29 protein-coding genes are annotated in these 22,280 nt (G+C 65.5%); 28 read left to right on the top strand and 1 reads right to left on the bottom strand.

Annotation, left to right across the window (positions count from 1 at the left end):
• The first annotated feature begins 1 nt into the window (after position 1).
• The 8 genes from FAZ21_RS02135 to hisD all read left to right on the top strand — a co-directional run bounded on the left by FAZ21_RS02135 (position 2) and on the right by hisD (position 6,224).
• Positions 2 to 238 (top strand): BolA family protein, encoded by a 237-nt coding sequence (locus FAZ21_RS02135; protein ID WP_136771621.1) that lies wholly within the window; start codon positions 2 to 4, stop codon positions 236 to 238.
• Positions 235 to 408 (top strand): hypothetical protein, encoded by a 174-nt coding sequence (locus FAZ21_RS20130; RefSeq protein WP_169307210.1) that lies wholly within the window; start codon positions 235 to 237, stop codon positions 406 to 408. The genes FAZ21_RS02135 and FAZ21_RS20130 overlap by 4 nt, the downstream gene beginning before the upstream one ends.
• Before the next feature lie 105 nt (positions 409 to 513).
• Entirely contained in the window at positions 514 to 1,764 is a 1,251-nt protein-coding gene (gene murA, locus FAZ21_RS02130; protein ID WP_136771620.1) for a UDP-N-acetylglucosamine 1-carboxyvinyltransferase, read from the top strand.
• A gap of 10 nt (positions 1,765 to 1,774) precedes the next feature.
• The gene (locus FAZ21_RS02125) at positions 1,775 to 2,179 is read left to right on the top strand and encodes a DUF4870 domain-containing protein (RefSeq protein ID WP_136771619.1); all 405 of its coding nucleotides are present in this window, start codon (positions 1,775 to 1,777) and stop codon (positions 2,177 to 2,179) included.
• Between the two features lie 4 nt (positions 2,180 to 2,183).
• Complete coding sequence (gene hisG, locus FAZ21_RS02120; protein WP_136771618.1) at positions 2,184 to 2,822, top strand: ATP phosphoribosyltransferase; 639 nt, start codon at positions 2,184 to 2,186, stop codon at positions 2,820 to 2,822.
• A gap of 201 nt (positions 2,823 to 3,023) precedes the next feature.
• Positions 3,024 to 4,160, top strand: coding sequence for a DUF805 domain-containing protein (locus FAZ21_RS02115; RefSeq protein WP_136771617.1), 1,137 nt, complete (start codon positions 3,024 to 3,026; stop codon positions 4,158 to 4,160).
• Positions 4,161 to 4,228: 68 nt separating this feature from the next.
• Positions 4,229 to 4,840, top strand: a complete 612-nt coding sequence (locus FAZ21_RS02110; RefSeq protein ID WP_136771616.1) for a LysE family transporter — start codon at positions 4,229 to 4,231, stop codon at positions 4,838 to 4,840.
• 91 nt (positions 4,841 to 4,931) lie between these two features.
• The gene (gene hisD, locus FAZ21_RS02105) at positions 4,932 to 6,224 is read left to right on the top strand and encodes a histidinol dehydrogenase (protein WP_373279512.1); all 1,293 of its coding nucleotides are present in this window, start codon (positions 4,932 to 4,934) and stop codon (positions 6,222 to 6,224) included.
• 49 nt (positions 6,225 to 6,273) lie between these two features.
• Here the strand turns inward: hisD and FAZ21_RS02100 are convergent, their stop codons facing one another.
• Positions 6,274 to 6,888, bottom strand: coding sequence for a cysteine hydrolase family protein (locus tag FAZ21_RS02100; protein WP_136771615.1), 615 nt, complete (start codon positions 6,886 to 6,888; stop codon positions 6,274 to 6,276).
• Positions 6,889 to 7,033: 145 nt separating this feature from the next.
• Between FAZ21_RS02100 and FAZ21_RS02095 the strand changes: the two genes are divergently transcribed.
• From FAZ21_RS02095 to tatC, 20 genes are all read left to right on the top strand, one after another.
• Positions 7,034 to 7,966 (top strand): GlxA family transcriptional regulator, encoded by a 933-nt coding sequence (locus tag FAZ21_RS02095; protein ID WP_136771614.1) that lies wholly within the window; start codon positions 7,034 to 7,036, stop codon positions 7,964 to 7,966.
• 146 nt (positions 7,967 to 8,112) lie between these two features.
• On the top strand, positions 8,113 to 8,643 hold the full coding sequence (locus FAZ21_RS02090; RefSeq protein ID WP_136771613.1) for an RDD family protein: 531 nt from the start codon (positions 8,113 to 8,115) through the stop codon (positions 8,641 to 8,643).
• A complete protein-coding gene (locus tag FAZ21_RS02085) occupies positions 8,640 to 8,909 on the top strand; it encodes an RDD family protein (RefSeq protein WP_136771612.1) in 270 nt (89 codons plus the stop codon). Before FAZ21_RS02090 ends, FAZ21_RS02085 begins: the two co-directional genes overlap by 4 nt.
• 145 nt (positions 8,910 to 9,054) lie before the next feature.
• A complete protein-coding gene (locus tag FAZ21_RS02080) occupies positions 9,055 to 9,744 on the top strand; it encodes an RDD family protein (RefSeq protein WP_136771611.1) in 690 nt (229 codons plus the stop codon).
• Positions 9,741 to 10,688: a stage II sporulation protein M gene (locus FAZ21_RS02075; protein ID WP_136771610.1), complete on the top strand. Its 948-nt coding sequence runs from the start codon at positions 9,741 to 9,743 to the stop codon at positions 10,686 to 10,688. The genes FAZ21_RS02080 and FAZ21_RS02075 overlap by 4 nt, the downstream gene beginning before the upstream one ends.
• Positions 10,689 to 10,725: 37 nt before the next feature.
• Positions 10,726 to 12,249 (top strand): hypothetical protein, encoded by a 1,524-nt coding sequence (locus FAZ21_RS02070; protein ID WP_136771609.1) that lies wholly within the window; start codon positions 10,726 to 10,728, stop codon positions 12,247 to 12,249.
• Positions 12,246 to 13,427: a DUF4350 domain-containing protein gene (locus FAZ21_RS02065; protein ID WP_136771608.1), complete on the top strand. Its 1,182-nt coding sequence runs from the start codon at positions 12,246 to 12,248 to the stop codon at positions 13,425 to 13,427. The genes FAZ21_RS02070 and FAZ21_RS02065 overlap by 4 nt, the downstream gene beginning before the upstream one ends.
• Positions 13,424 to 14,392: an AAA family ATPase gene (locus FAZ21_RS02060; RefSeq protein ID WP_136771607.1), complete on the top strand. Its 969-nt coding sequence runs from the start codon at positions 13,424 to 13,426 to the stop codon at positions 14,390 to 14,392. Before FAZ21_RS02065 ends, FAZ21_RS02060 begins: the two co-directional genes overlap by 4 nt.
• Entirely contained in the window at positions 14,389 to 15,702 is a 1,314-nt protein-coding gene (locus tag FAZ21_RS02055; RefSeq protein ID WP_136771606.1) for a DUF58 domain-containing protein, read from the top strand. Before FAZ21_RS02060 ends, FAZ21_RS02055 begins: the two co-directional genes overlap by 4 nt.
• 187 nt (positions 15,703 to 15,889) lie before the next feature.
• Positions 15,890 to 16,483, top strand: a complete 594-nt coding sequence (hisB, locus tag FAZ21_RS02050; RefSeq protein WP_136771605.1) for an imidazoleglycerol-phosphate dehydratase HisB — start codon at positions 15,890 to 15,892, stop codon at positions 16,481 to 16,483.
• 66 nt (positions 16,484 to 16,549) lie between these two features.
• The gene (gene hisH, locus FAZ21_RS02045; protein ID WP_136771604.1) at positions 16,550 to 17,194 is read left to right on the top strand and encodes an imidazole glycerol phosphate synthase subunit HisH; all 645 of its coding nucleotides are present in this window, start codon (positions 16,550 to 16,552) and stop codon (positions 17,192 to 17,194) included.
• A gap of 73 nt (positions 17,195 to 17,267) precedes the next feature.
• Positions 17,268 to 18,011 (top strand): 1-(5-phosphoribosyl)-5-[(5-phosphoribosylamino)methylideneamino]imidazole-4-carboxamide isomerase, encoded by a 744-nt coding sequence (gene hisA, locus FAZ21_RS02040; protein WP_136771603.1) that lies wholly within the window; start codon positions 17,268 to 17,270, stop codon positions 18,009 to 18,011.
• 86 nt (positions 18,012 to 18,097) lie between these two features.
• Positions 18,098 to 18,865 (top strand): imidazole glycerol phosphate synthase subunit HisF, encoded by a 768-nt coding sequence (gene hisF, locus FAZ21_RS02035; protein WP_136771602.1) that lies wholly within the window; start codon positions 18,098 to 18,100, stop codon positions 18,863 to 18,865.
• 87 nt (positions 18,866 to 18,952) lie between these two features.
• Positions 18,953 to 19,294, top strand: a complete 342-nt coding sequence (locus FAZ21_RS02030) for a DUF4232 domain-containing protein (RefSeq protein ID WP_136771601.1) — start codon at positions 18,953 to 18,955, stop codon at positions 19,292 to 19,294.
• 120 nt (positions 19,295 to 19,414) lie between these two features.
• Positions 19,415 to 19,801 carry a phosphoribosyl-AMP cyclohydrolase gene (gene hisI / locus FAZ21_RS02025; RefSeq protein WP_136771600.1) on the top strand — a complete coding sequence of 129 codons (387 nt, stop codon included), beginning with the start codon at positions 19,415 to 19,417 and terminating at the stop codon, positions 19,799 to 19,801.
• A gap of 190 nt (positions 19,802 to 19,991) precedes the next feature.
• Positions 19,992 to 20,318, top strand: a complete 327-nt coding sequence (locus FAZ21_RS02020; protein WP_136771599.1) for a phosphoribosyl-ATP diphosphatase — start codon at positions 19,992 to 19,994, stop codon at positions 20,316 to 20,318.
• Between the two features lie 3 nt (positions 20,319 to 20,321).
• On the top strand, positions 20,322 to 20,678 hold the full coding sequence (locus tag FAZ21_RS02015; RefSeq protein ID WP_136771598.1) for a histidine triad nucleotide-binding protein: 357 nt from the start codon (positions 20,322 to 20,324) through the stop codon (positions 20,676 to 20,678).
• A 21-nt stretch (positions 20,679 to 20,699) separates the two neighbouring features.
• A complete protein-coding gene (tatA, locus tag FAZ21_RS02010; protein ID WP_136771597.1) occupies positions 20,700 to 20,912 on the top strand; it encodes a Sec-independent protein translocase subunit TatA in 213 nt (70 codons plus the stop codon).
• 136 nt (positions 20,913 to 21,048) lie between these two features.
• Positions 21,049 to 21,525, top strand: coding sequence for a Sec-independent protein translocase protein TatB (gene tatB / locus FAZ21_RS02005; RefSeq protein ID WP_169307209.1), 477 nt, complete (start codon positions 21,049 to 21,051; stop codon positions 21,523 to 21,525).
• Positions 21,522 to 22,256 (top strand): twin-arginine translocase subunit TatC, encoded by a 735-nt coding sequence (gene tatC / locus FAZ21_RS02000; protein WP_136771595.1) that lies wholly within the window; start codon positions 21,522 to 21,524, stop codon positions 22,254 to 22,256. Before tatB ends, tatC begins: the two co-directional genes overlap by 4 nt.
• Positions 22,257 to 22,280: the final 24 nt, after the last annotated feature.

Here is a 22,280-nt window from a genome sequence, read left to right as displayed (position 1 = left end):
TATGCATCCCAATGAAGTCAAAGCGCTGATCGAAGCGGCGTTGCCCTGTACCCAGGTAGACGTGGAAGGCGATGGCCACCATTTCTACGCCACCATCGTTTCCACCGCGTTCGAAGGGCTAAAATTGCTGGATCGTCACCGGCTGGTGAAGGATCGCCTCAAGGCCAAGCTCGATTCCGGCGAGTTGCACGCGCTGTCGTTGCGCGCCACGCGCACCCCGGCGGAAGCCGCGCAATGAACGAGCGGTTCGGACTGGGTGCGGTCGAGGCCGAGCGTGCCAAACTGGCGGCAGCCAAGGCCGCCGCCCGCACGCCGGAGAACCGTCGCAGCGTGGCCCGCCTGACCGCCCTGACCAATCTGCCCTGGGTAATTGCGCTGGTGGTCTGGCTGATCGCCAAGTACCTGTGACATCCCGCAACACGAAACGCCGAACACGCGCCATAATTGCGCGCTAGGCATCCCGCCCGCGCCGGCACCCGACGCGGGCCTTTTCGTTTTCAAGAAAGAATCCCGATGGACAAGCTCAAGATCAATGGCGGTGGCCCGCTGGACGGCGAAATCACCATTTCCGGCGCCAAGAACGCGGCGCTGCCCATTCTCTGCGCCGGCTTGCTGACAGCGGACACGCTGCGGCTGACCAACGTGCCGCAACTGCGCGACGTGCTCACCACGCAAAAGCTGTTGCAGGGCATGGGCGTGCGGGTGATGACCGACAACGTGCACGAGTTCGAGCTGACCGCCAGCCAGATCACCAGTCTGGAAGCGCCGTACGAGCTGGTGAAGACCATGCGCGCGTCGATCCTGGTGCTTGGCCCCACACTGGCGCGCTTCGGCGAAGCCAGGGTGTCGCTGCCGGGTGGCTGCGCCATCGGTGCACGCCCGGTGGACCAGCACATCAAGGGCTTGCAGGCGATGGGCGCCGAGATCGTGATCGAACACGGCTATGTAAAGGCCAGCGGCAAGCTGCGTGGCGCGCGCATCGTGACCGATATGGTGACCGTGACCGGCACCGAGAACCTGATGATGGCCGCCGTGCTGGCCGATGGCGTTACCACCATCGAAAACGCCGCCCGCGAACCCGAGGTGGTCGATCTGGCCGAATGCCTGATCAAGATGGGCGCGCGCATCACCGGCCACGGTACCGACACCATCGTGATCGAAGGCGTGAAAGCGTTGCATGGCGCCACGCATGCCATCGTTCCCGACCGCATCGAGACCGGCACCTTCCTGTGTGCCGCCACGGCGGCCCAGGGACGTGTGGTCTTGCGCAACACCCGCGCCGGCATCATGGAGGCTGTGCTCGACAAGCTGCGCGAAGCCGGCGCCTACATCGAGGCTGGCGACGACTGGATCTCGCTGGACATGAAGCGCCGCCCCAAGGCCGTCAACCTGCGCACGCTGCCGTACCCGGCGTTTCCCACCGACATGCAGGCGCAGTTCATGACGGTGAATGCGGTGGCCGAAGGCACCAGCGTCATCACCGAAACCATTTTCGAGAACCGCTTCATGCACGCGCCTGAACTGGTGCGCATGGGCGCGGATATCGCCACCGAAGGCAACACCGCCGTGGTGCGCGGCGTGGAGAAGCTTTCCGGCGCCACCGTGATGGCCACCGACCTGCGTGCCTCGGCATCGCTGGTGATCGCCGGCCTCGTGGCCGAAGGCGAAACGGTCATCGACCGTATCTACCATCTGGATCGCGGCTACGAGCACATCGAGCGCAAGCTGTCCGGCATCGGTGCCCGCATCGAACGCATTTCCTGAGGAAGCCGCCGTGCTGACGTTCAATCCCAAGCCCGCTGGTGAAGACCACGACGGCAAGCCCCGTCCGCCCACCCAGATGGAAAAGGGCTTCGCCGCGATGGCGCATCTGGCCGGCATCCTGTGGATACCTTACGTGCCCATTCCCGGGCTGGCGCTGGTGGTGCCGTTCCTGGTGCTGCAATTCGCGCGGGTGCAATCCGAGTTCGTCGAGCAGCACGCGGTGCAGGCCTGCAACTTCCAGTTGCTGATGGGGTGCTTCTACGTGCTGGCCCTGGTCATTGCCGGTGCCGTCCAGTCGGCCCTGCCGATCTGGTGGGTGGTGCTGGGCTCGTCGATGTTCGGCCTGTGGGAAGGCGCCAAGGCCATCAATGGCTGGCCGTCGAAATACCCTGTTTCCTTGAAACTCTTCAAATAACGCCATGATCACGATCGCGCTGTCCAAGGGACGCATCTTCGAGGAAACCCTGCCATTGCTGGCCGCCGCTGGCGTGGTGCCGTCCGAGGCGCCCGAATCCTCGCGCAAGCTCATCATCGGTACCAATCGCGATGATGTGCGCCTGATCATCGTCCGCGCCTCCGACGTTCCCACCTATGTCCAGTATGGCGCCGCCGACCTGGGCGTGGCCGGGCGCGACGTGCTGATCGAGCATGGTGGCGCGGGCCTGTATCAACCGCTGGACTTGGACATTGCCAAGTGCCGCCTGATGGTGGCGGTGCAGAACGGCTTCGACTACGACGGCGCCGTCAAGCAGGGCGCACGGCTGCGCATCGCTACCAAGTACACCGATCAGGCCCGCGAGCATTTCGCCGCCAAGGGCGTGCACGTGGATCTGATCAAGCTTTACGGCTCGATGGAGCTGGCGCCCCTGGTCGGCCTGGCCGACGCCATCGTCGATCTGGTCTCCACCGGCGGCACGCTGAAAGCGAACGATCTGGTGGCAGTGGAGCACATCCGCGATATTTCCAGCCGCCTGATCGTCAACCAGGCCGCGCTCAAGCTCAAGGAAGAGCGTATCCAGCCCATGATCGAAGCCTTCGCCGGCGCGATCGGCCGCTGAGTTGCCGCTCCCCGTGCATTGGCAAGCGGGGTGGCAACGTGCCACGACCAGTGGTCCGGGCCATCCGGCCGTCCTCTGACATGGCGCAATGTGTGCACGGATGCGGCATGAGGAAAGCGGTTGCATGCTTTCCGCCCCGGTTGCGGGAGGCGGAGGATTGCATTAATTTCCAGGCGGTTGTCCTTTGCCCATGACAAAAGAATGAGCGACACCGTCCGCCTTGTCCTGACTGGCGCCGTCCTGCCCGGCCATACTCGCGAATCGTTGCTGCACAACCTTGGTGGATTGCTCAAGCTGGAACGAGAGCGCGTCGCTACCCTGCTCGACGACGCGCCGACAGTCATCAAACAGCAATTGCCGCTCGAACACCTGGGTGCCTACCTGCCGTTGCTGGAGCGTACCGGCGCGGTGGTACGGGTAGAACATCCCGATGGCAGACTTTACCAGCCACGCCACGCCGCTGCGCCGGACGCATTTCCCACGCTGCTCGATGATCTGCCTCCCGTGGCGTCGCCGACACCTCAAGTTGCGCCAGCCCCAATGCAGCCGGTGGTTGCAGTGGTGCCCACGGTGGAAGTCATTGGCCCAGCCGAGGCGCCACTGGCGCTTGCCGAGGCCGAAGAGGAAACCATGAACTGCCCGGGCTGCGGGCATGCGCAGCGCAAACGTACCCTGTGCATCGCGTGTGGTGTGGACATGCCGCGTCTGGCCGCGGCACAGGTCCAGACCAAGCGCGAAGCTCGCGACGAAATCCAGGCCGCGCGCGGCGAAATCGTTCGCCCTTTGTCCGGCCGCGCGGAGCCGGGCGTCGACTGCTACGAAACGCCAGCGCTGTTCGGCCTGAGCCCGGTGGGCAGGTTGGGACGGATGCGGTATCTGGCCTATTCGCTAGGCCTGATCCTTGCGCTGATTCCCGGCGTACTGGTCTTTTCGATCGCCTTGGTGTTTCTTCAGGGGTTCTGGGTCGTATTCGCCATGGCCTGGGCCTGGATGTACATTCGCTTGATCGTATTCCGTTTGCACGACATCAACCTGTCCGGCTGGTGGGTGGCCGCGGGAGTCGGATTGCCCAGCCTGGTCTCGCTGATCGACCTGCGCTTCGGTGCGTTGGCTTCGGCGTTGGTCACGGTGGCTTCGCTGGGCCTGTCGTTCCTGCCCGGCAACGATGGCGAAAACCAATTCGGCGCACCCGCCGCGCCGCCGACGATGCTGATCAATATCGTGGCCATCGTGTCGTTGGCCCTCACCCTGCTCAGTCTGCCCTGGGTGTTGCAATCGCATGCTGTGCGGGGCGAGGATAAGTCGCTCGACGACGATCAGATGGTCGAAGTCATCTAGATAGTCGGCCCTCGGATTCACATCCGAAGATCGCTCGCTTGCCATCCCGATCCCATGCCGGAGTTCCCATGTTCCACACCACGCTGGCCATCACCACCATCGCCCTGCTGGCCATGCTGTCGCCGGGCCCGGATTTCTTCCTGATGGTGAAGAACGCAGCGCGTTACTCGCGCGGCGCCGCGCTGGCGACTGCCGCTGGCATCAACCTGGGCATTGCCGTCCACATGACATATTGCGTGGCGGGGCTGGCGGTCATCATCGCCACCACACCATGGCTGTTCGGCATCCTGAAGTATGCCGGCGCGGCCTACTTGGTGTGGATCGGCATCCAGGCGCTGCGCTCGCGCGGTGGCGCGATGGCGGAAATGGGCACGGCACATGAGCAGGTCAGCCTGCGTGGCGCTTTCCTCCAGGGCCTGCTGTGCAATCTGCTCAACCCCAAGGCCACCTTATTCTTTCTTTCGGTCTTCACCCAGATACTCAATGTCGATACCTCGCTGCTGGCCAAGGTCTGGTATGCGTTCATCATCTGGATGCTGGGGGTGATCTGGTGGCCCTTGCTGGTATTCATCATCCAGCACGCCGCCGTTCGCCGTGGCCTGGCACGGGCACAGACCGCCATCGACAAGGTGCTCGGCGGCGTACTGGTGGCACTGGGCGTGAAGGTCGCGCTGTCGTAACCCTGGCAGGTAAGCAATTGTTCGCGATCATTAGCGGACCGGGGGCCTTCGGTATAATCGTCCGTTCCGCCTTTTCATCCCGGTTCACGCCATGATCCGCCGTCTCGACTCCGCCACGCCCCAGTTCCAGGACCAGCTCAAGGCCCTGCTCGCCTTCGAAACCTCGCAAGACCCGCAGGTCGACACGCGGGTGGCCGAGATACTGCACCACGTGAAGACACGCGGTGACGACGCGGTGGTGGAATACACCAACCGTTTCGACGGCACCAGTGCTGGCACGATGGCCGATCTGGAACTGACCCAGGATGAGCTGAAGGCCGCGTTCGAGCGTCTGCCGGACGCGCGTCGCGACGCACTGACCGCCGCCGCTGCCCGCGTGCGCAGCTATCACGAACACCAGAAAATGGCGTCGTGGAGCTATCGCGATGAAGACGGTACCTTGTTGGGCCAGCAGGTCACCGCGCTGGATCGCGTCGGCATCTATGTGCCGGGCGGCAAGGCCGCCTATCCGTCGTCGGTACTGATGAACGCGCTGCCGGCGCATGTGGCGGGCGTGCCCGAAATCATCATGGTGGTGCCCACCCCGCGCGGCGAGCGCAACGACCTAGTGCTGGCCGCCGCCTACGTGGCCGGCGTCAGCCGTGCCTTCACCATCGGCGGCGCGCAGGCCGTGGGCGCGCTGGCCTATGGCACCGCCACCATTCCGCAGGTGGACAAGATCACCGGCCCCGGTAATGCCTACGTCGCCGCCGCCAAGCGCGCCGTTTTCGGCGTGGTCGGCATCGACATGGTGGCGGGCCCGTCCGAAATCCTGGTGATCTGCGACGGCGGTACCGATCCGGACTGGGTGGCGATGGACCTGTTCAGCCAGGCCGAACATGACGAAATCGCCCAGGCGATCCTGCTTTGCCCGGACGCTGCCTTCATCGAACGCGTCGAGGCCAGTATCGCCAGGCTGCTGCCGACGATGCCGCGCCAGGAAATCATCGCCGCCTCGCTGGCCGGCCGTGGCGCGCTGATCAAGGTGGCCAATCTGGCGGAGGCGTGCGAGATCGCCAACTACATCGCGCCCGAGCACCTGGAGTTGTCCGTGGCGGACCCGGACGCCTGGTTGCCCAGCCTGCGCCACGCTGGCGCCATCTTCATGGGGCGCTTCACCAGCGAATCGCTGGGCGACTACTGCGCCGGTCCCAATCACGTATTGCCGACAGCGCGCACCGCGCGCTTCGCCAGCCCGCTCGGCGTGTACGACTTCCAGAAGCGCACCAGCCTGATCAATGTGTCGGAGGCGGGTGCGCAGAAACTGGGCCGCATCGCCAGCGAGCTGGCGCATGGCGAAGGCCTCACCGCGCATGCGCGTGCGGCGGAATTGCGGCTGAAATAGGCCGTGAGCCGTTGCATTGAAAAGACCGGCCAAGGCCGGTCTTTTTCGTTCAGGCGGCCCCGTGTGCGCGCCGGTGCGAGGCCAGGATATTGTCACGCTCCGGCGCGGCGCCACTGGCCAGTGTGGCGATCCATTCCCCGGTGGTCAGCACGGCGGCGAAGTTCGACTGCATCACCACCATCGTCACCCGGTGGATTTCCTCGGCGGTAGCGTGGCCGGCGCGGTTGGCCAGAGCCAGCGCGCCGCTGGCATCCGACAGGAATTCCACCGCGAAGCCTTCATGCGCCGCCTGCTTGACCGTCGAATCGTCGCAGTTCTGTGTCATGTATCCGACGACGGTCAACGTATCGATGCCGCGCTGCCGCAGCCAGCTGCCGAGATCCGTTCCCGCCAGCGCGCTGGCCTGGTGCTTCTCCACATGGTGATCGTGCGGATGCCGGGCCACCGTCTCGTGCAGTTGCCAGCCGTGGCTACCCGCCGCGAACACCGGGGCGCCCGCAGCCATCGAATGCTGGACCACCACCACGGGGATGCCGGCCGCGTGGGCTGCATCCATGGCCTCGCCCACGCGGGCCAGCGTCTGGGCGAAGGGGGGATATTCGATTTTCAGGCCACCGGTTTCGTATTCGTTCTGGACATCGATGACGATCAGTGCGCGTTGCATGGTGTTCTCCTGGTTGGTCGCTCGTGTGGGACGTGTGGCCATGATGCGTGAACCCGCTATCGACCGACGATTGACCCGAATGACATAAATCGATGAAATCGGGTCAATCTGCATCGAATGCGCGGTGCGCCCAAGGAGACAAGCCATGACTCGCGTCGCGGTTATCGTGTTCGACCACATCAGCCCGTTTCATCTGTCCGTCCCCTGCATCGTGTTCGGTTCGCCGCCTGCGGGTTGCACGGTAAGGGTTTGCGCCGACCAGCCCGGCATGCTCGCCACCAGTGCGGGGTTTCGCATTGCCATCGACGACGACCTGAGCGCGCTCGACGACGCCGACCTGATCGTGATCCCCAGTTGGCGCGATGCCGGCGAGGTGCCGTCGCCCATGCTGCTCGACGGCTTGCGGCGCGCGCATGCGCGGGGCGCGCGGCTGGTGGGGTTGTGCCTGGGGGCGTTCGTACTGGCGCATGCCGGCCTGCTGGATGGCCGGCCGGCGACCACGCACTGGGGCCGGGCCAATGAGTTCGCCACAGCCTTTCCGCGCGTGCGGCTGCAACCCGGTGTGCTGTACGTGGACGATGGTTCTATCGTCACCTCGGCGGGTACGGCTGCCGGCATCGATTGCTGCCTGCATCTGCTGCGCTCGCTGGTCGGTGCCGAAAAGGCCAACCGCGTCGCGCGCTTCCTGGTAGTGCCGCCCTATCGCCAGGGCGGGCAGGCGCAGTACATCGAATGGCCGCTGCCGGCCTCGCGCGCCGACGATCGCCTGGGGGCCACGCTGGAGTGGGCGCTGGCGCGACTCGATCGACCGCTCAGGCTGGATGACCTGGCGGCGCATGCTGCGATGAGCCGCCGCACCTTCACCCGCAAGTTCCGCGCGCTGACTGGTTCCACCGTCGGCGCCTGGCTGCTGCATCAGCGGCTGGGGCAGGCGCAGCGCCTGCTGGAGCAAAGCGATATGCCGATCGAACAGGTGGCGGAAGCGGCGGGTTTCGGCAGTGCGATTTCACTGCGGCAGCATTTCGCGGCGACGCTGGGCGTTTCGCCTTCCGCCTACCGACGTACTTTTCGAGGTTAGTCTTGATCTGTGTATGTTGCCGGTAATGAAAATGACGGTTTTGCTACGGAAATTTTCCCAAGTTAGCTGATAGAATCAAAAAACTGTCTCTGGCAGACAGTAATCAGATAGTTGAGATGAGCTTCTTATAAACAGGGGATGTCCACATGAACGCAGAAACTGTCGTCGCCGTCGAAACAAATCCGTATGCCGCCACCACCGTCGATCTGCAACAGAACGCCAGTGACGATCTTGAACTTGCCGGCCGTGGCACCCGCCTGGGCGCGGTGCTCCTGGATGGCCTGTTCGGCACGATCGCGGGGATCCCGCTCATTGCCGCCGCGATCGCCACGCCCGCCATGTTCCAGGCTGGCGTTTCGCCGGGTGCGGGCCTGATGGTGGGGATCGTCATCGGTAGCCTGTTGCTGCTGGCCTTCGTCATCTACAACTTCGTGCTGGTTCATCGCAACGGCCAGACCCTGGGCAAGAAAGTGCTGGGGATCAAGATCGTGCGCCAGGACGGCAGCCGTTGCGGCCTGCGGCGCTATGTCTTCATCCGTTATCTGCCGATCGCGCTGCTCTCCATGATTCCGCTCGTAGGGGTCATTGTCAGCCTGCTTGATCCACTGCTGATCTTCCGCGAATCGCGGCACTGCCTGCATGACGACATCGCCGGCACCATCGTGGTCCGTGCGTGAGCGCGGCCAGGCCTGAGGAGGACAGGGCGGTCATACCGTTCGAACTCAACCCCTATGCGGCGACCGAGGCCGTACTGGACCAAAGCCCAGAGCCGCAGCAACTGGAGCTGGCCAGCCGCCTTTCGCGCCTGGCTGCCGCGGTTGTGCCGGCGATCCTGTTGTCTTTAGTGCCTATGGGCGGTTTGCTCGATACCACGATGATCTTCCGCAACAACCGTCGCTGCCTGCACGATGACCTTGCCGGCACCATGGTGGTCAAGGCCTGACGGTCGGCCTCGCCCCGGCTAGTTGCCGGGGCGAGGTTTTCCCACTGCCGTGGCTAGCCATGCAACGCGTGGCCGGCACCGGTACACTGCCACTTTTCCAACCGCCTCTCCTCGCACAGAACGAGGCAAGGCCCGAATCGCTTCCATGCTCGACGGCAAGCTCTACTTCTCCACTCCCGAAGGCGTTTCCCTGGTGTTCACCCCGGCCGGGCCGGCGCGGCGCGGGTATGCCTGGCTGATCGACTGGATCCTGCGGGCGTTGATCGGCGCGCTGATCTATATCCCGTTGCTGGTGACGATGGGCCGCGCCGGCATGGGTATGGGGCTGGTGGCGTTCTTTCTGCTGCAATGGGCCTATGGTGTGCTGTTCGAAGTGCTGGGCGATGGCCGCACGCCGGGCAAGCGCATGCTGGGGTTGCAGGTGCTACGCGAGGATGGCCTGCCCGTGGGCTGGCGCGAATCGATATTGCGCAACGTGCTGCGCGCCATCGATTTCATGCCGCTCTGCTACGGCATCGGCCTGGGCGCGATGTTGCTCGACTCGCGTTTTCGCCGTATCGGCGATCTGGTGGCCGGCACCATCGTGGTCTATCGCGAACCGCCAGCGCCATTGCCCAGGCCGGTCGATGCCGCACCGATACCACTGCCGTTTGCGCTATCGCCGGACGAGCAACGCGCGCTGGTCGATCTGGTCGAGCGCATCCACGCGGTACCGCCGCAACGGCAACTCGAACTCGGTGATCTGGCGCAGCCCCTGACCGGCCTGCGTGGCGAGGCCTCGTTGCAACGCCTGTATGGTTATGTCGCCGGCCTGACCGGCAAGGATGCCGTGTGAAACAGCGTCAATTCGAAGCACGCCACGCGGCGCTGTGGGACGAAATCGGCCAGGAGCTGAAAGCTAGAAAGCCATCGCTCGACCTGCCGGCACGCTACCGCGCGCTATGCCATACGCTGGCGGTGGCACGGCAGCGCGGCTATTCGCCCTCGCTGGTGGCGCGGCTGGACAGCCTGGCCATCGCTGCGCACCGCACCCTTTATCGCAGCAGCGCCAACCAGGAACTGGTGTTCGTACGCTGGTTGCGCGTGGATTTCCCCCGGTTGGTACGCGCCGAATGGCGCGTGGTGCTGCTGGCGCTGGTGGCTTTCCTGCTGCCCGCGCTGATCTGCATCGGGCTGGTTAATTGGCGGCCTGAACTGGCCTACACGGTGATCGAGCCGGGACAACTGGCCGACTATGAGTCGATGTATCGCAAGGCTGCCGAGCGCCTGGGCCGCAAGGGCCCGGAGGACGACATCCTGATGTTCGGCGTATACGTCTGGAACAATATCTCCATCGACCTGCGCACCTTCGCCGGTGGCTTGGTGCTGGGCCTGGGGGCGCTGGTGTCCACTGCTTACAATGGCATGCATTTTGGCGTGATCGGCACCTGGCTCGCGCGCGAACCGGCCACACGCGAGGCGTTTCTCTCCTTCGTCGTCACCCATAGCTCCTTCGAAGTCACCGGCCTGCTGCTGGCTTGCGCCGCTGGCCTCAAGTTGGGCGGCGCGCTGCTGTTGCCAGGGCGGATGACGCGCATGGCCGCGTTGCGCAACGCCGGCCATCGCATCCTGCCCATGCTCGGGGGGGCGGTATTGCTGACGCTGTTTGCGGCGTTCGTCGAAGCGTTCTGGTCGGCGCGCACCGATGTGCCGGCGCTGACCAAGTACATCGTCGGTGGCCTGACGTGGTTCATCGTGATCGCCTACTTCTGCCTGATGGGGCGGCGCCGTGCGGCTTGAGCATCTACAGATCGACGCCCGCCCGCGACCGCACTGGATGGCGGTCGACCTTGGCCACGCCTTGCTGCGCCGCCACTGGCGCATCACCTACCTCGCGTGGTGGGGGCCCTGGGCGCTGGCGGCCGCCTTGTTGTGGCTATGTCTGCCGCAAGGCTGGTTGTGGGCGGCATCGCTGGCGCTGTGGTGGCTGCGGCCCATCTTCGAGCGGCTGCCGCTGTTCATCCTGTCGCGCGCTGTCTTCGGTGAACAGGTGAGCGTGCGGCAGGCATGGCGCGCGTGGCCGCGCCAGTTGGGCGGCTGGTTCCGTTCACTGACCTGGTGGCGTCCCTTTATGGTGGGGCGCGGCCTGTATGCGCCGATCTGGCAACTGGAGGGCGCGCGCGGCGCGTTCGCGTCGCAACGCCGCAAGGTATTGGGCGCGCGGGGCGCCTATGGCGTCGCCGCGTGGTTCGGCGTGGCCTGCGCCCACTTCGAAATGGTGCTCCAGTTCGCCGCCTACGGCGCGCTCGGGTTGATCCTGGCGCAGCCGGAATCGGCCAACCCGTTTTCCTTCCTTGCCGGGCACTACCAGGATTCCGCGCTGCTCGAAAGCACCGGCCTGCTGTGCTACGTGCTGACCGCTGGCGTGATCGGTCCGGTTTATACCGCCGGTTGCTTCGGCCTCTATCTGTGCCGGCGCGCCGAACTGGAAGGCTGGGATATCGAACTGACCTTGCGCCAACTGGCCGCGAGGCGCCGCGCCCCGGCAGCGCGCGGTGTCGGGGCGTTGGCGGCGCTGCTGCTGGGCGTGGCATTGTGGTGGGGCACGCCGACACCGGCCTACGCACTGGAGTGCGCCCCGCCCGACGAGGTGACCGAACTTCGCTCTGAGCGCGGGCCGGCCAGGGATGCCGAGCAGGCCGAACTGCGCCAGCAACTGGACGACGTATTGTCCAGCGAGCCATTGCGCGGCTGGACCTGCATCGAAAGCTGGGTGCCGAAAGAGAAAGCCAAGGACGAGGACGACAACTGGCTGGTCGAGTGGCTGCGCAAGTACCTGCGCTCCGGCAAGGGCGGTGGCGGCGTCAGCGCGGATGCGCTCAAGGTCACGCTGATCGTGCTGCTGGTGCTGGTTCTCGCGTGGCTGCTCTGGCGCTATCGCGGCCCGCTGGCCAGCGCGCTGAACCTTCAGCCCCGCCGCGCCGCGATGCCGCCGACCGAGGTGTGCGGCATGGACATCCGCCCCGAAACGTTGCCGGAAGATGTACCCGACACCGTGATGCGCCAGTGGCGCGAAGGCCATCGGCGCGAAGCGCTGGCGCTGTTGTACCGTGCCACCGTATCGCGACTGGCGCATGACCACGGGATCGAGCTGTTCGTCGGCGCCACCGAAGGCGACGTGATCGCCGCCTGCCAGCGCGGCCGCCGCGCGGGCAGGTTGCCCGAACCGGCCGAGCGTGGCTGCGTGCGTGTGACCGAAATCTGGCGCAATGCCGCCTACGCCCGCCGCTGGCCGACCGAGGACGAACTGTCGCCGTTGCTGAGCCAATGGCGGCAGGCCTTCGACGGAGCGCGCCCATGAGCCGGGCCGCGCGCTGGATCATTACCCTGCTGCTGCTGTGGGGCATCGGTTATCTCGCCTGGTATGGCTACACCCACTTCAAAAAGCGCGTGTTCGCGCAAGTGACGCCGCCCGGTGCGGAGGCCGTGCAGAACCCGCTGCTGGCCGCCGAGCGTTTCCTGGTGCGGCGTGGTCATCGCGTCGAGGCCCGTCCGGCGCTGCACGGCGTGGTGGCCGAGCTGGGCGCGCGCGACGTCCTGTACACGCCCCGTCTGGACGAACGCCTGCCGGTCGCCGAACAACGCGCCCTGCGCGATTGGGTGCGGCACGGGGGCGTGCTGATCACCGCCGTGACCGGCTGGGACAATGATGAAACCGCCGCACTGCGCGAGGGCATCGTCCTCGGCCCGCTGGGGCTGACGCTGAACGAAGAGGATTGCGGCTGCGAGGATGACGAGGACGATGGTGCCGGCGACGAATCCGCCACGCCGACGCCCACGCCGGTTCCGCTGAGCGTGCAACCGCCAGGCTCGCGTCATCCGCTGCGCTTCTCGCCCGGCTACACCGTGCTGGAGGCATCGCCCAAAGTGGTACCGGCCTGGCAGGACAACTTGCACGAGCGGCTGTTCGGTTATCGCGTGGGCCAGGGCTGGATCGTGGTAGGCGGCAACGACGAGCTGTTCACCAATGCCGGCCTGGGCAAACGCGACCATGGCGAACTGCTGTGGCGGCTGGCCCGCCTCAACCCGGGCCGGGTATGGCTGGTGCGCCCTGGCGTGCCCGATCCTTGGTACCAGCAGGTTGCCGCGCGCTGGCCGCTGGCAGTGGGCGCGCTGGCGGCGCTGGTGCTGCTGTGGTTGTGGCGCGAAGGTACGCGCTTCGGCCCCAGGCTGGCCGAACCGGCCAACGGACGGCGCGCGCTGCTGGAACATATCCGCGCCACCGCCTTCTGGACCTGGAAGCAGCATGGGCAGCGCCGGCTGCTGCACGCCGCGCGCCGCGAAACGTTGGCGCGCGTGGCGCGGCGCCATCCCGAATGGGCAAATCTGCCCGTCGCCGAACTGTCTGGCCGGCTGGCCGCACTGGCCGGCCTGCCGCAACAGGACATCGAACTTGCGCTGGCGCGCGAAGCGCCCAAGCAACCGACGGCGTTCACCGACTGCGTGGCAACGCTACAAATCTTGAGGAACAAGCTATGAATCCGGAACGTTTCGCCCAGGCCGTCGAGGCCGTGCGCCGCGTGCGCGAGCAGGTGCAGCACGCCGTGGTCGGCCAGGACGACACGGTGAACACCGTGCTGGCCGCATTGCTGGCCGGCGGCCACGTGTTGCTCGAAGGCGTGCCCGGCCTGGGCAAAACCCTGCTGGTACGCGCGCTGGCCAAGACCTTCTCCGGCCAGTTTTCGCGGGTGCAGTTCACGCCCGACCTGATGCCCGCCGATGTCACCGGCCACGCGCTGTTCGATCTGAAGAACCAGGATTTCATCGTCCGCCACGGGCCGATCTTCGCCAACCTGATACTGGCCGACGAAATCAACCGCGCCCCGGCCAAGACGCAGGCAGCGCTGCTGGAGGCAATGCAGGAACGCCAGGTCACCATCGAGGGCGACACCCATGCGCTGCCGGCACCATTCATGGTGCTGGCCACCCAGAACCCGATCGACCAGGAAGGCACGTACCCGCTGCCCGAAGCGCAACTCGACCGTTTTCTGGTCAAGGTGCTGATCGACTACCCGACCGCCGCCGACGAAGTGACGCTGGTGCGTCAGGTGACCGGTGGCCAGGTGGGCGACGCGCTGGATCTGTCCACCGTCGGCACGCTGCTGCGCCCGGAAACGATCAATGCGCTGCAACAACTTACTGCCGAAGTGACGGTGGACGACCAGGTGCTCGACTACGCGGTACGCATTGTGCGCGCCACGCGCGACTGGCCCGGCTTCTCGATGGGCGCCAGCCCGCGCGGCGCCATCGGCTTGATCCGCGTGGCCCGCGCGCTGGCGCTGCTGGCCGAGCGCGACTTCGTCACGCCGGATGAAATCAAGCGCGCCGCGTTGCCGGTACTGCGCCACCGCGTGCTGCTGGCGCCCGAATCCGAGCTGGAAGGGCTGAGCGCCGACCATCTGCTGGCCGGTCTGCTGGAACAGATTCCCGCACCGCGCGCATGATGCCTGGCTTCGTTCCCGGTCGCCGCCTGCTTTACCTGGGGCTTGCTCTGGCGCTCGCCGCCTGCGCCCAGCCCTGGCTGCCACCCGGCCCATGGTGGCTGGTGCCGCTGGCGCTGGTCTCTGTGGCGGTGATCGATGCCGCGCTGGGGTGGCGGATACCGCCACTGACCTGCGAGCGACGCGTCAGCAAGGTGTGGGCGCGTGGCCGCTGGGGCGAGGTGACGCTGACCGTGCATCACCCGCAGGGCCGCGCCTTGCGGCTGGCGCTGTTCGACCATTACCCGACCGGCTGGGAGATGCAGGGTCTGCCGCATGCCGCCAGCCGTCTTGCGGCAGGGCGGTTCCTGCAACTGGGCTATCGCCTGCTGCCCACGGAGCGCGGCGATCATCGCTTTGGCCGGCTGGAACTGCGCGTGGAGACACCGCTGCGCCTGTGGGCTCGCCGCGCCTGGGTGGGAGAGGGCGACGCGGTGCGCGTGTTTCCGGATTTCACCACGGTACTGAAGCGCTCGCTGGCCGCTGCCGACCGGCGCGTACCGCAGGCGGGCGTGCTGCGCCGCCGCCGCCGCGGCGAAGGCACCGATTTTCACCAGTTGCGTGAATATCGTCGCGGCGACAGCCTGCGTGCCATTGACTGGAAGGCCACCGCGCGCCAGCAAAAGCCGATCAGCCGTGAGTACCAGGAAGAACGCGACCAGCAGATCGTGTTCATGCTCGACTGCGGCCGGCGCATGCACGCGCTGGACGGCGAGACCTCGCACTTCGATCACGCGCTCAACGCCATGCTGGTACTGGCGTGGCTGGCCCAGAAACAGGGCGATGCCGTTGGCCTGTTCACCTTCGCCGGGCCGCAACGCTGGCTGGCGCCGACCAAGGGCCGCGCGGCGTTCGACCGCCTGCTGGCGGGCCTGTACGACCTGGAACCGGGCGAAATCCATCCCGACTACGTGCAGGCGGCGCAGGCGCTGGGCGAGCAGGTACGCAAGCGTAGTCTGATCGTGCTGCTGACCAATGTGCGCGACGAAGACAGCGATGCGCTGCCCGATGCGCTGCGGCTGCTGACGCGGCACCATCGCGTGATGTGCGTCAGTCTGCGCGAAGTGGTGCTCGACCAGGTGCTGGCGCAGCCAGCCACCGACCTCGACAGTGCTTTGCTCCACTGCGGCACGCTCGAATACGTCGAAGCGCGCCGTCAGGCGCTGCTCAAACTGCACGGCCACGCCCGCGAGCTGATGGACGTGACGCCACAGCAGTTGCCACTGGCGCTGGTCAATCGCTACCTGGATTTGAAGGAAAGCGGGGCGCTGTAGGTTTTGGGGGGAAGAGGGAAGGGCAACGGCAAGCCAAAAGCCCCTCCGGGCAGTGCTTAGGATCGGCCTTTCACCCTTCCCACCTCCCCCTTCTTCCTTCCCGGTGCGCTCGGGCGCGCCGGCACGCTTTCCGCCGCGCGGGTTCTGGGCGACAATTGCACTCTGTTCCCGCTCCTGCACAAGCCCCATGCGTCAAGTCACCGTTACCCGCAACACGCTCGAAACCCAGATCACCGTCACGCTCAACCTCGACGGTAGCGGGCAATCCCGTTTCGACACCGGCGTGCCGTTCTTCGAGCACATGCTGGACCAGGTGGCGCGCCACGGCCTGTTCGACCTGGACATCGTCGCCAAGGGCGACCTGCATATCGATGCGCACCACACGGTGGAGGATGTCGGCATCGCGGTGGGCCAGGCATTCGCCAAGGCCGTGGGCGACAAGAAGGGTATCCGTCGCTATGGCCACAGCTACGTGCCGCTGGACGAGGCGCTGTCACGCGTGGTGGTCGATCTCTCCGGCCGTCCCGGCCTGGAATACCACTGCGACTACACCCGCGCGGTGATCGGCCAGTTCGACGTGGACCTGTTCGGCGAATTCTTCCGGGGCTTTGTCAACCATGCCGCCGTCACGCTGCATATCGACAACCTGCGTGGCAAGAATGCCCACCATCAGGCCGAGACCATCTTCAAGGCGCTGGGCCGCGCGCTGCGTATGGCCTGTGAGTTCGATGATCGCATGGCCGGCATTACCCCTTCTACCAAGGGCACCCTGGTCGGTTGAGCGGGGCAGCCGGCCAGGCCGGCGCCACCGCCCGTCAACAGGTTCCAAGTCATCACAGGCTCTGAAATGCAAAAAATCGCCATCGTCGACTACGGCATGGGCAATCTGCACTCGGTGACCAAGGCGTTCGAGCTGGTCGCCGAAGGCCGGGCGCAGGTCGAACTGACGCAGGACCCGGCCGTGGTCGCCGCCGCCGATAAGGTGGTGTTTCCCGGCCAGGGCGCCATGCCGGACTGCATGCGCCACCTGGATGAATCCGGCCTCAAGGCCGTTGTGCTGCAAGCGTCGCAGGATCGCCCGTTCTTCGGCATCTGCGTCGGCGCGCAACTGCTGTTCGAGCGTAGCGAAGAAGGCCCGACCGATAGCCTGGGTGTGTTCAAGGGCGAGGTACGGCGTTTTCCGCCCGAACTGATGATCGACGGTCACGGCCAGAAGCTGAAAGTGCCGCACATGGGCTGGAACGAAATGTTCATCGTGCGCGACCACCCCTTGTGGGCCGGGATTCCCGACGGCGAGCGCTTCTATTTCGTACACAGCTATCACTTTGCCCCGACCGACGACATCGCAGTGGTGGAAACCGCCTATCCGTACCGTTTTGCGGCGGCTGTGGCGCGCGACAATATCTTTGCCATCCAGTGCCACCCGGAAAAGAGTGCACAGGCGGGCCTCAAGTTATTGAAAAATTTCGTAGACTGGGACGGTCGCGCCTGAAAGCGATCATTCCTCCGCACCGGTGCCGCGCTGTGCAACCCCTTCATTCAATTCTCATGCAAACGTACCAATCATGCTGATCATTCCCGCAATCGACCTCAAGGACGGCCAGTGCGTGCGCCTGCGCCAGGGTGAAATGGACGACGCCACGGTGTTCTCCGACGATCCGGCCAGCTTCGTCAGCCACTGGCTGGGCCAGGGCGCGCGTCGCATGCACCTGGTGGACCTGAACGGCGCCTTCGCCGGCAAGCCGCGCAACCTGGACGCCGTGAAGCGCATCATCGCCGCCATCGATGGCGAGGTGCCGGTGCAACTGGGCGGCGGCATCCGCAGCCTGGAAACCATTGAGATGTACCTGGACGCCGGCATCGACTACGTCATCATCGGCACCGCCGCCGTCAAGCAGCCCGGCTTCCTGCACGAAGCCTGCGACGCCTTCCCCGGCCATATCATCGTCGGGCTGGACGCCAAGGATGGCAAGGTCGCCACCGATGGCTGGAGCAAGATCACCGACCACGATGTGGTCGATCTGGCGCAACGCTTCCAGGGCTACGGCGTGGAAAGCGTGATCTACACCGACATCGGCCGCGACGGCATGCTGTCCGGCGTGAACATCGAAGCCACGGTACGGCTGGCGCAGGCGCTGACGATCCCGGTGATCGCATCGGGCGGCCTGACCAACCTGGACGATGTGCGCAAGCTGGTGGAAGTGGCCGACGAGGGCATCGAAGGCGTGATCACCGGCCGGGCCATCTACGCAGGCACCATCGACTTCAAGGCCGCGCAGGAGCTGGCCGACGAACTCGTCGCCGCCTGATCCGCCGGGCATCGCCCTTTACCTTTTGCTTCCACGGGCATGGCAAGCGGCCATGCCCCGTTTTTTCCACCCCACCGGTTTTTGCCATGCCGCTCGCCAAACGCATCATTCCCTGCCTCGACGTCACCGCCGGCCGCGTGGTCAAGGGCGTCAATTTCGTCGGCCTGCGCGATGCGGGCGACCCGGTGGAGATCGCCCGCAAGTACGACACGCAGGGCGCGGACGAAATCACCTTTCTCGACATCACCGCCAGCTCGGACGAGCGGGACATCATCCTGCACGTGATCGACGCCGTGGCCAGCGAGGTCTTCATTCCGCTTACGGTGGGCGGCGGCGTGCGGCAGGTGGCGGATGTGCGGCGGCTGCTCAATGCCGGCGCGGACAAGGTCAGCATCAACACCACCGCCGTGACCAACCCGGAAGTGGTGCAGGGTGCCGCCGACCGTTTCGGCAGCCAGGCCATTGTGGTCGCCATCGACGCCAAGGCCGTGGACGCAGACAACACCCGCTGGGAGGTCTTCACCCACGGCGGGCGCAAGCCCACCGGGCTGGATGCGGTGGAATGGGCGCGCAAGATGCAGGAATACGGCGCCGGCGAAATCCTGCTGACCAGCATGGACCGCGATGGCACCCGCATCGGCTTCAACCTGCCGCTGACACGCGCGGTGAGCGACGCGGTCGATATCCCGGTGATTGCCTCGGGTGGCGTGGGCAATCTTGGCCATCTGGTCGATGGCGTATTGCAGGGCCATGCCGACGCGGTACTGGCCGCGTCGATCTTCCATTTCGGCGAGTACACCGTGCGCCAGGCCAAGGAAGAAATGCGCAGGGCCGGCATCGAAGTCCGCCTGTAGGCCACGCGGCCACGGCCGTCGTATGCCGATGGCGATGCGACTGGCTCGCGTTATCGTGGCCGTTTCCCCAAAAAAACCGGATTTACCATGCGCCTCGCCCTCGCCCTCATCGCCACGCTGTTCGCCGCCAATGTGCTGGCCTGTGAACTGGAAGTAAGCAAGCCCGCCAAGGATTTGAACGTGTCCGTGGACAATATGCGCCACGGGATCAAGAACGAACTGACGTTGTTCCTGACGCTGAAGAACGAAGGCACCAAGCCGATCAGGCTGGCCGGCGGCTTCGACGTGCTGGACGATCAGGATCGCCGCGTTGCGCCGGCCAAGGTGGAAGGCGCGGTAACGGAACTGGCGCCCGGCGCCAGCGCCCAGGTGGTCAGCTATTACCTGCCCAGCCCGGATTACACCCCGACCCTGCTGGATCTCAAATAAGCGGCCGACAAACCCTTTTCGGCAGCGTGCACGGGTGCTGGCCTGTGCAGGAGCTGCCTGCGTTCCGCCTTGCCGGGATGATGTCGGGTTTTGTTCGCCGCGCCGGAACATGGAGTACCGATGAGCGCCTGGCTCGACGAAATCAAATGGGACGATAAAGGCCTGGTGCCGGTGATTGCACAGGATCGCGCCACCGGCCGGGTGCTGATGTTTGCCTACGCCAATCGCGAGGCCGTGGCGCTCACGGCGGAAAAGCGCACTGCGCACTACTACACCCGTAGCCGTGGCCGCCTGTGGCACAAGGGCGAGGAAAGCGGGCATTTCCAGGACGTGCACGAAATCCGGCTCGATTGCGACGGCGACGTGCTGATCTACCTGATCGACCAGCAGGGTGGCATCGCTTGCCACACCGGCCGGCAGAGCTGCTTTTTCCGCGTGCTGGAACAAGACGGCTGGGCCACGGTGGACCCGGTACTCAAGAACCCGGACGACATCTACAAGGTTTAGGCGTGTCGTGATACAAGCGACGACACGCCCTGGGTCGATTCGCCCTGAAACGCGCCATTGGCAAAGGGGCTGGCCCAAGGCATGACCGTCCCCGCCACCCGGCCGCGCGCACGATCTGGCCCTTTGCCACGTGCTTGCAACGAAACGGCAATATAATTGCGTTTTGATTGCGCGCCTGGGGGCATCTGCCATGGTTTCTGCCGACATCCTCGAACGTCTTTCCGCCACGCTTGTCAGCCGGCGGGACGCCGACCCGAACGTTTCCTACGTCGCCAAGCTCTTCCACAAGGGCCAGGAGGCCATCCTGAAGAAAGTGGGGGAGGAATCCGTGGAGGTCATCATGGCCGCCAAGGATGGCGACAAGCTGCACATCGTGCGCGAAGTGGCGGACCTGTGGTTCCACACGCTGGTGCTGCTGGCACACGAAGGGCTCAGCCACGAGGACGTACTGGCCGAGCTGGCGCGGCGCGAAGGGATTTCCGGCATCGATGAAAAAGCGGCACGCAAAGGACACTGAGGCATGACGGACTGCATCTTCTGCAAGCTGGCGGCGGGCGAGATCCCGGCCAACAAGGTTTACGAGGACGACGACGTATTCGCCTTCCACGATATCCACCCGGTGGCGCCGGTGCATTTCCTCATCATTCCCAAGCGACACGTCGATTCGCTGGCGCATACCGATGAAAGCCACCAGACGGTGCTGGGCCGGATGCTGCTGCTGGCGCCCAGGCTGGCGGCGGAGCTGGGCCTCACCGAAGGCTTTCGCACCATCATCAATACCGGTGCAGGTGGTGGCCAGACCTTCTTCCACCTGCATCTGCACGTAATCGGCGGCGCGCCGCTGTCCCCCAACATCGTCGAACTTTCCACTCACTGATACATCGCGGAGTACGTTTTCATGGGTTCCCTCAGCATCTGGCACTGGCTGATCGTGCTGCTTATCATCGTGCTGGTCTTCGGCACCAAGAAGCTTGGCAACATCGGCAAGGATCTCGGCTCGGCCGTACGCGGTTTCAAGGAAGGCGTGCGGGGCGACGAGGAGCCCAAGCAGGCGCAGTCCGAGCCGGAAAAAGGCCGTGTGATCGACGTGGCGGAGCGCGACAAGCGCTGATCCACCGTTCAGGGCCGGATGCCGCCTGCGGGCTGGCATCCGGCCTCTTCATTGGCGCGCCCGTCATCGGGGCGTGCCGTGTTCCGCCCCAGGCAATCACTGCCGGGGCTTTCGAATTCTTTCCAGGGTTGATGTCGTGTTCGACGTGGGTTTCGGCGAGCTGATCGTGATTGGCGCCGTGGGGCTGGTGGTACTGGGCCCCGAACGGTTGCCCAAGGTGGCGCGCACGCTGGGTGCGCTGCTGGGGCGCGCGCAGCGCTTCGCCGCCAGCGTGAAGGCCGATCTCGACCGCGAAATCGGCCAGACCGAGCTGGCGCGGATCGAAGCCGAGCTGCGCGAGGAGGGCGACGCGCTGCGTCAGACCATCCACCAGCCGCTCAGCGATGCGCGCGAGGAAATCACCGGGCTGAATCGCGAGCTGGCCGCGCTGGAACAGGCGCCGCCCACCCCGGCACCCGCGCCCCAGGTGTCCGCCGTTTCCCCACCGCTACCCGTTCCGCCGCCCGCCGGGCAGGCCGAACCGGCCATTGACGCCCCCGAGCGCGATGAGCGGCAACTCGACTTGTTCGCTGATCCTGCGCCCCCGGCCGGGCCGGAGAGGGACCGCCGATGAGCGCCGACCTGCAACCGCTGCTGGTCCACCTGCTGGAGTTGCGTACCCGGCTGGTCCGCACGGCACTGGTGTTCCTTGCCGCCTTTTTTGCCTGCTTCTATTTTTCGGGCCAGCTTTATGACCTGCTGGTGGCGCCGCTCGCCAGCGTGCTGCCCAACCAGAAGCTGGTATCGATCGGTATCGCCTCGCCATTCCTGCTTCAGGTGAAGATCGCGGCAATGGCGGCGTTTGTCCTGACGTTGCCGCACACGCTGTATCAGATCTGGGCCTTTGTCGCGCCCGGCCTCTACGCGCACGAAAAGCGGCTGGTGGTGCCGCTGGTGGTGTCGAGCACGCTGCTGTTCCTGCTGGGCATGGCGTTTGCCTATTTCTTTGTCTTCGGCACGGTGTTCCATTTCATCGCCGGCGTGGTGCCGGCGTCGATGCAATGGCTGCCCGACTCCGGCGAATACCTGGATTTCGTGCTGGGCATGTTCGTTGCCTTCGGCTTCACCTTCGAAGTGCCGGTGGCGGTGGTGGTGCTGGTGCATCTGGGCGTGGTCACCGTCGAGAAGCTGCGCGAATGGCGCCCATACGTGATCGTTGGCGCCTTCATCGTCGCCGCCGTGGTCACCCCGCCCGATGTGCTGTCGCAATGCATGCTGGCAATCCCGCTGTGCCTGCTGTTCGAACTGGGCTGCGTGGTTGCCAGATGGGTGGGGCGCCGCGCACCGCTGGGCGGGCAGGCCTGACGCGAAGCGGGCTCAGGGGCGAGG

It is taken from the genome of Chitiniphilus eburneus, assembly GCF_005048205.1.
Lineage (GTDB): Bacteria > Pseudomonadota > Gammaproteobacteria > Burkholderiales > Chitinibacteraceae > Chitiniphilus > Chitiniphilus eburneus.
This window is presented reverse-complemented; position numbering and strand designations above follow the sequence as displayed.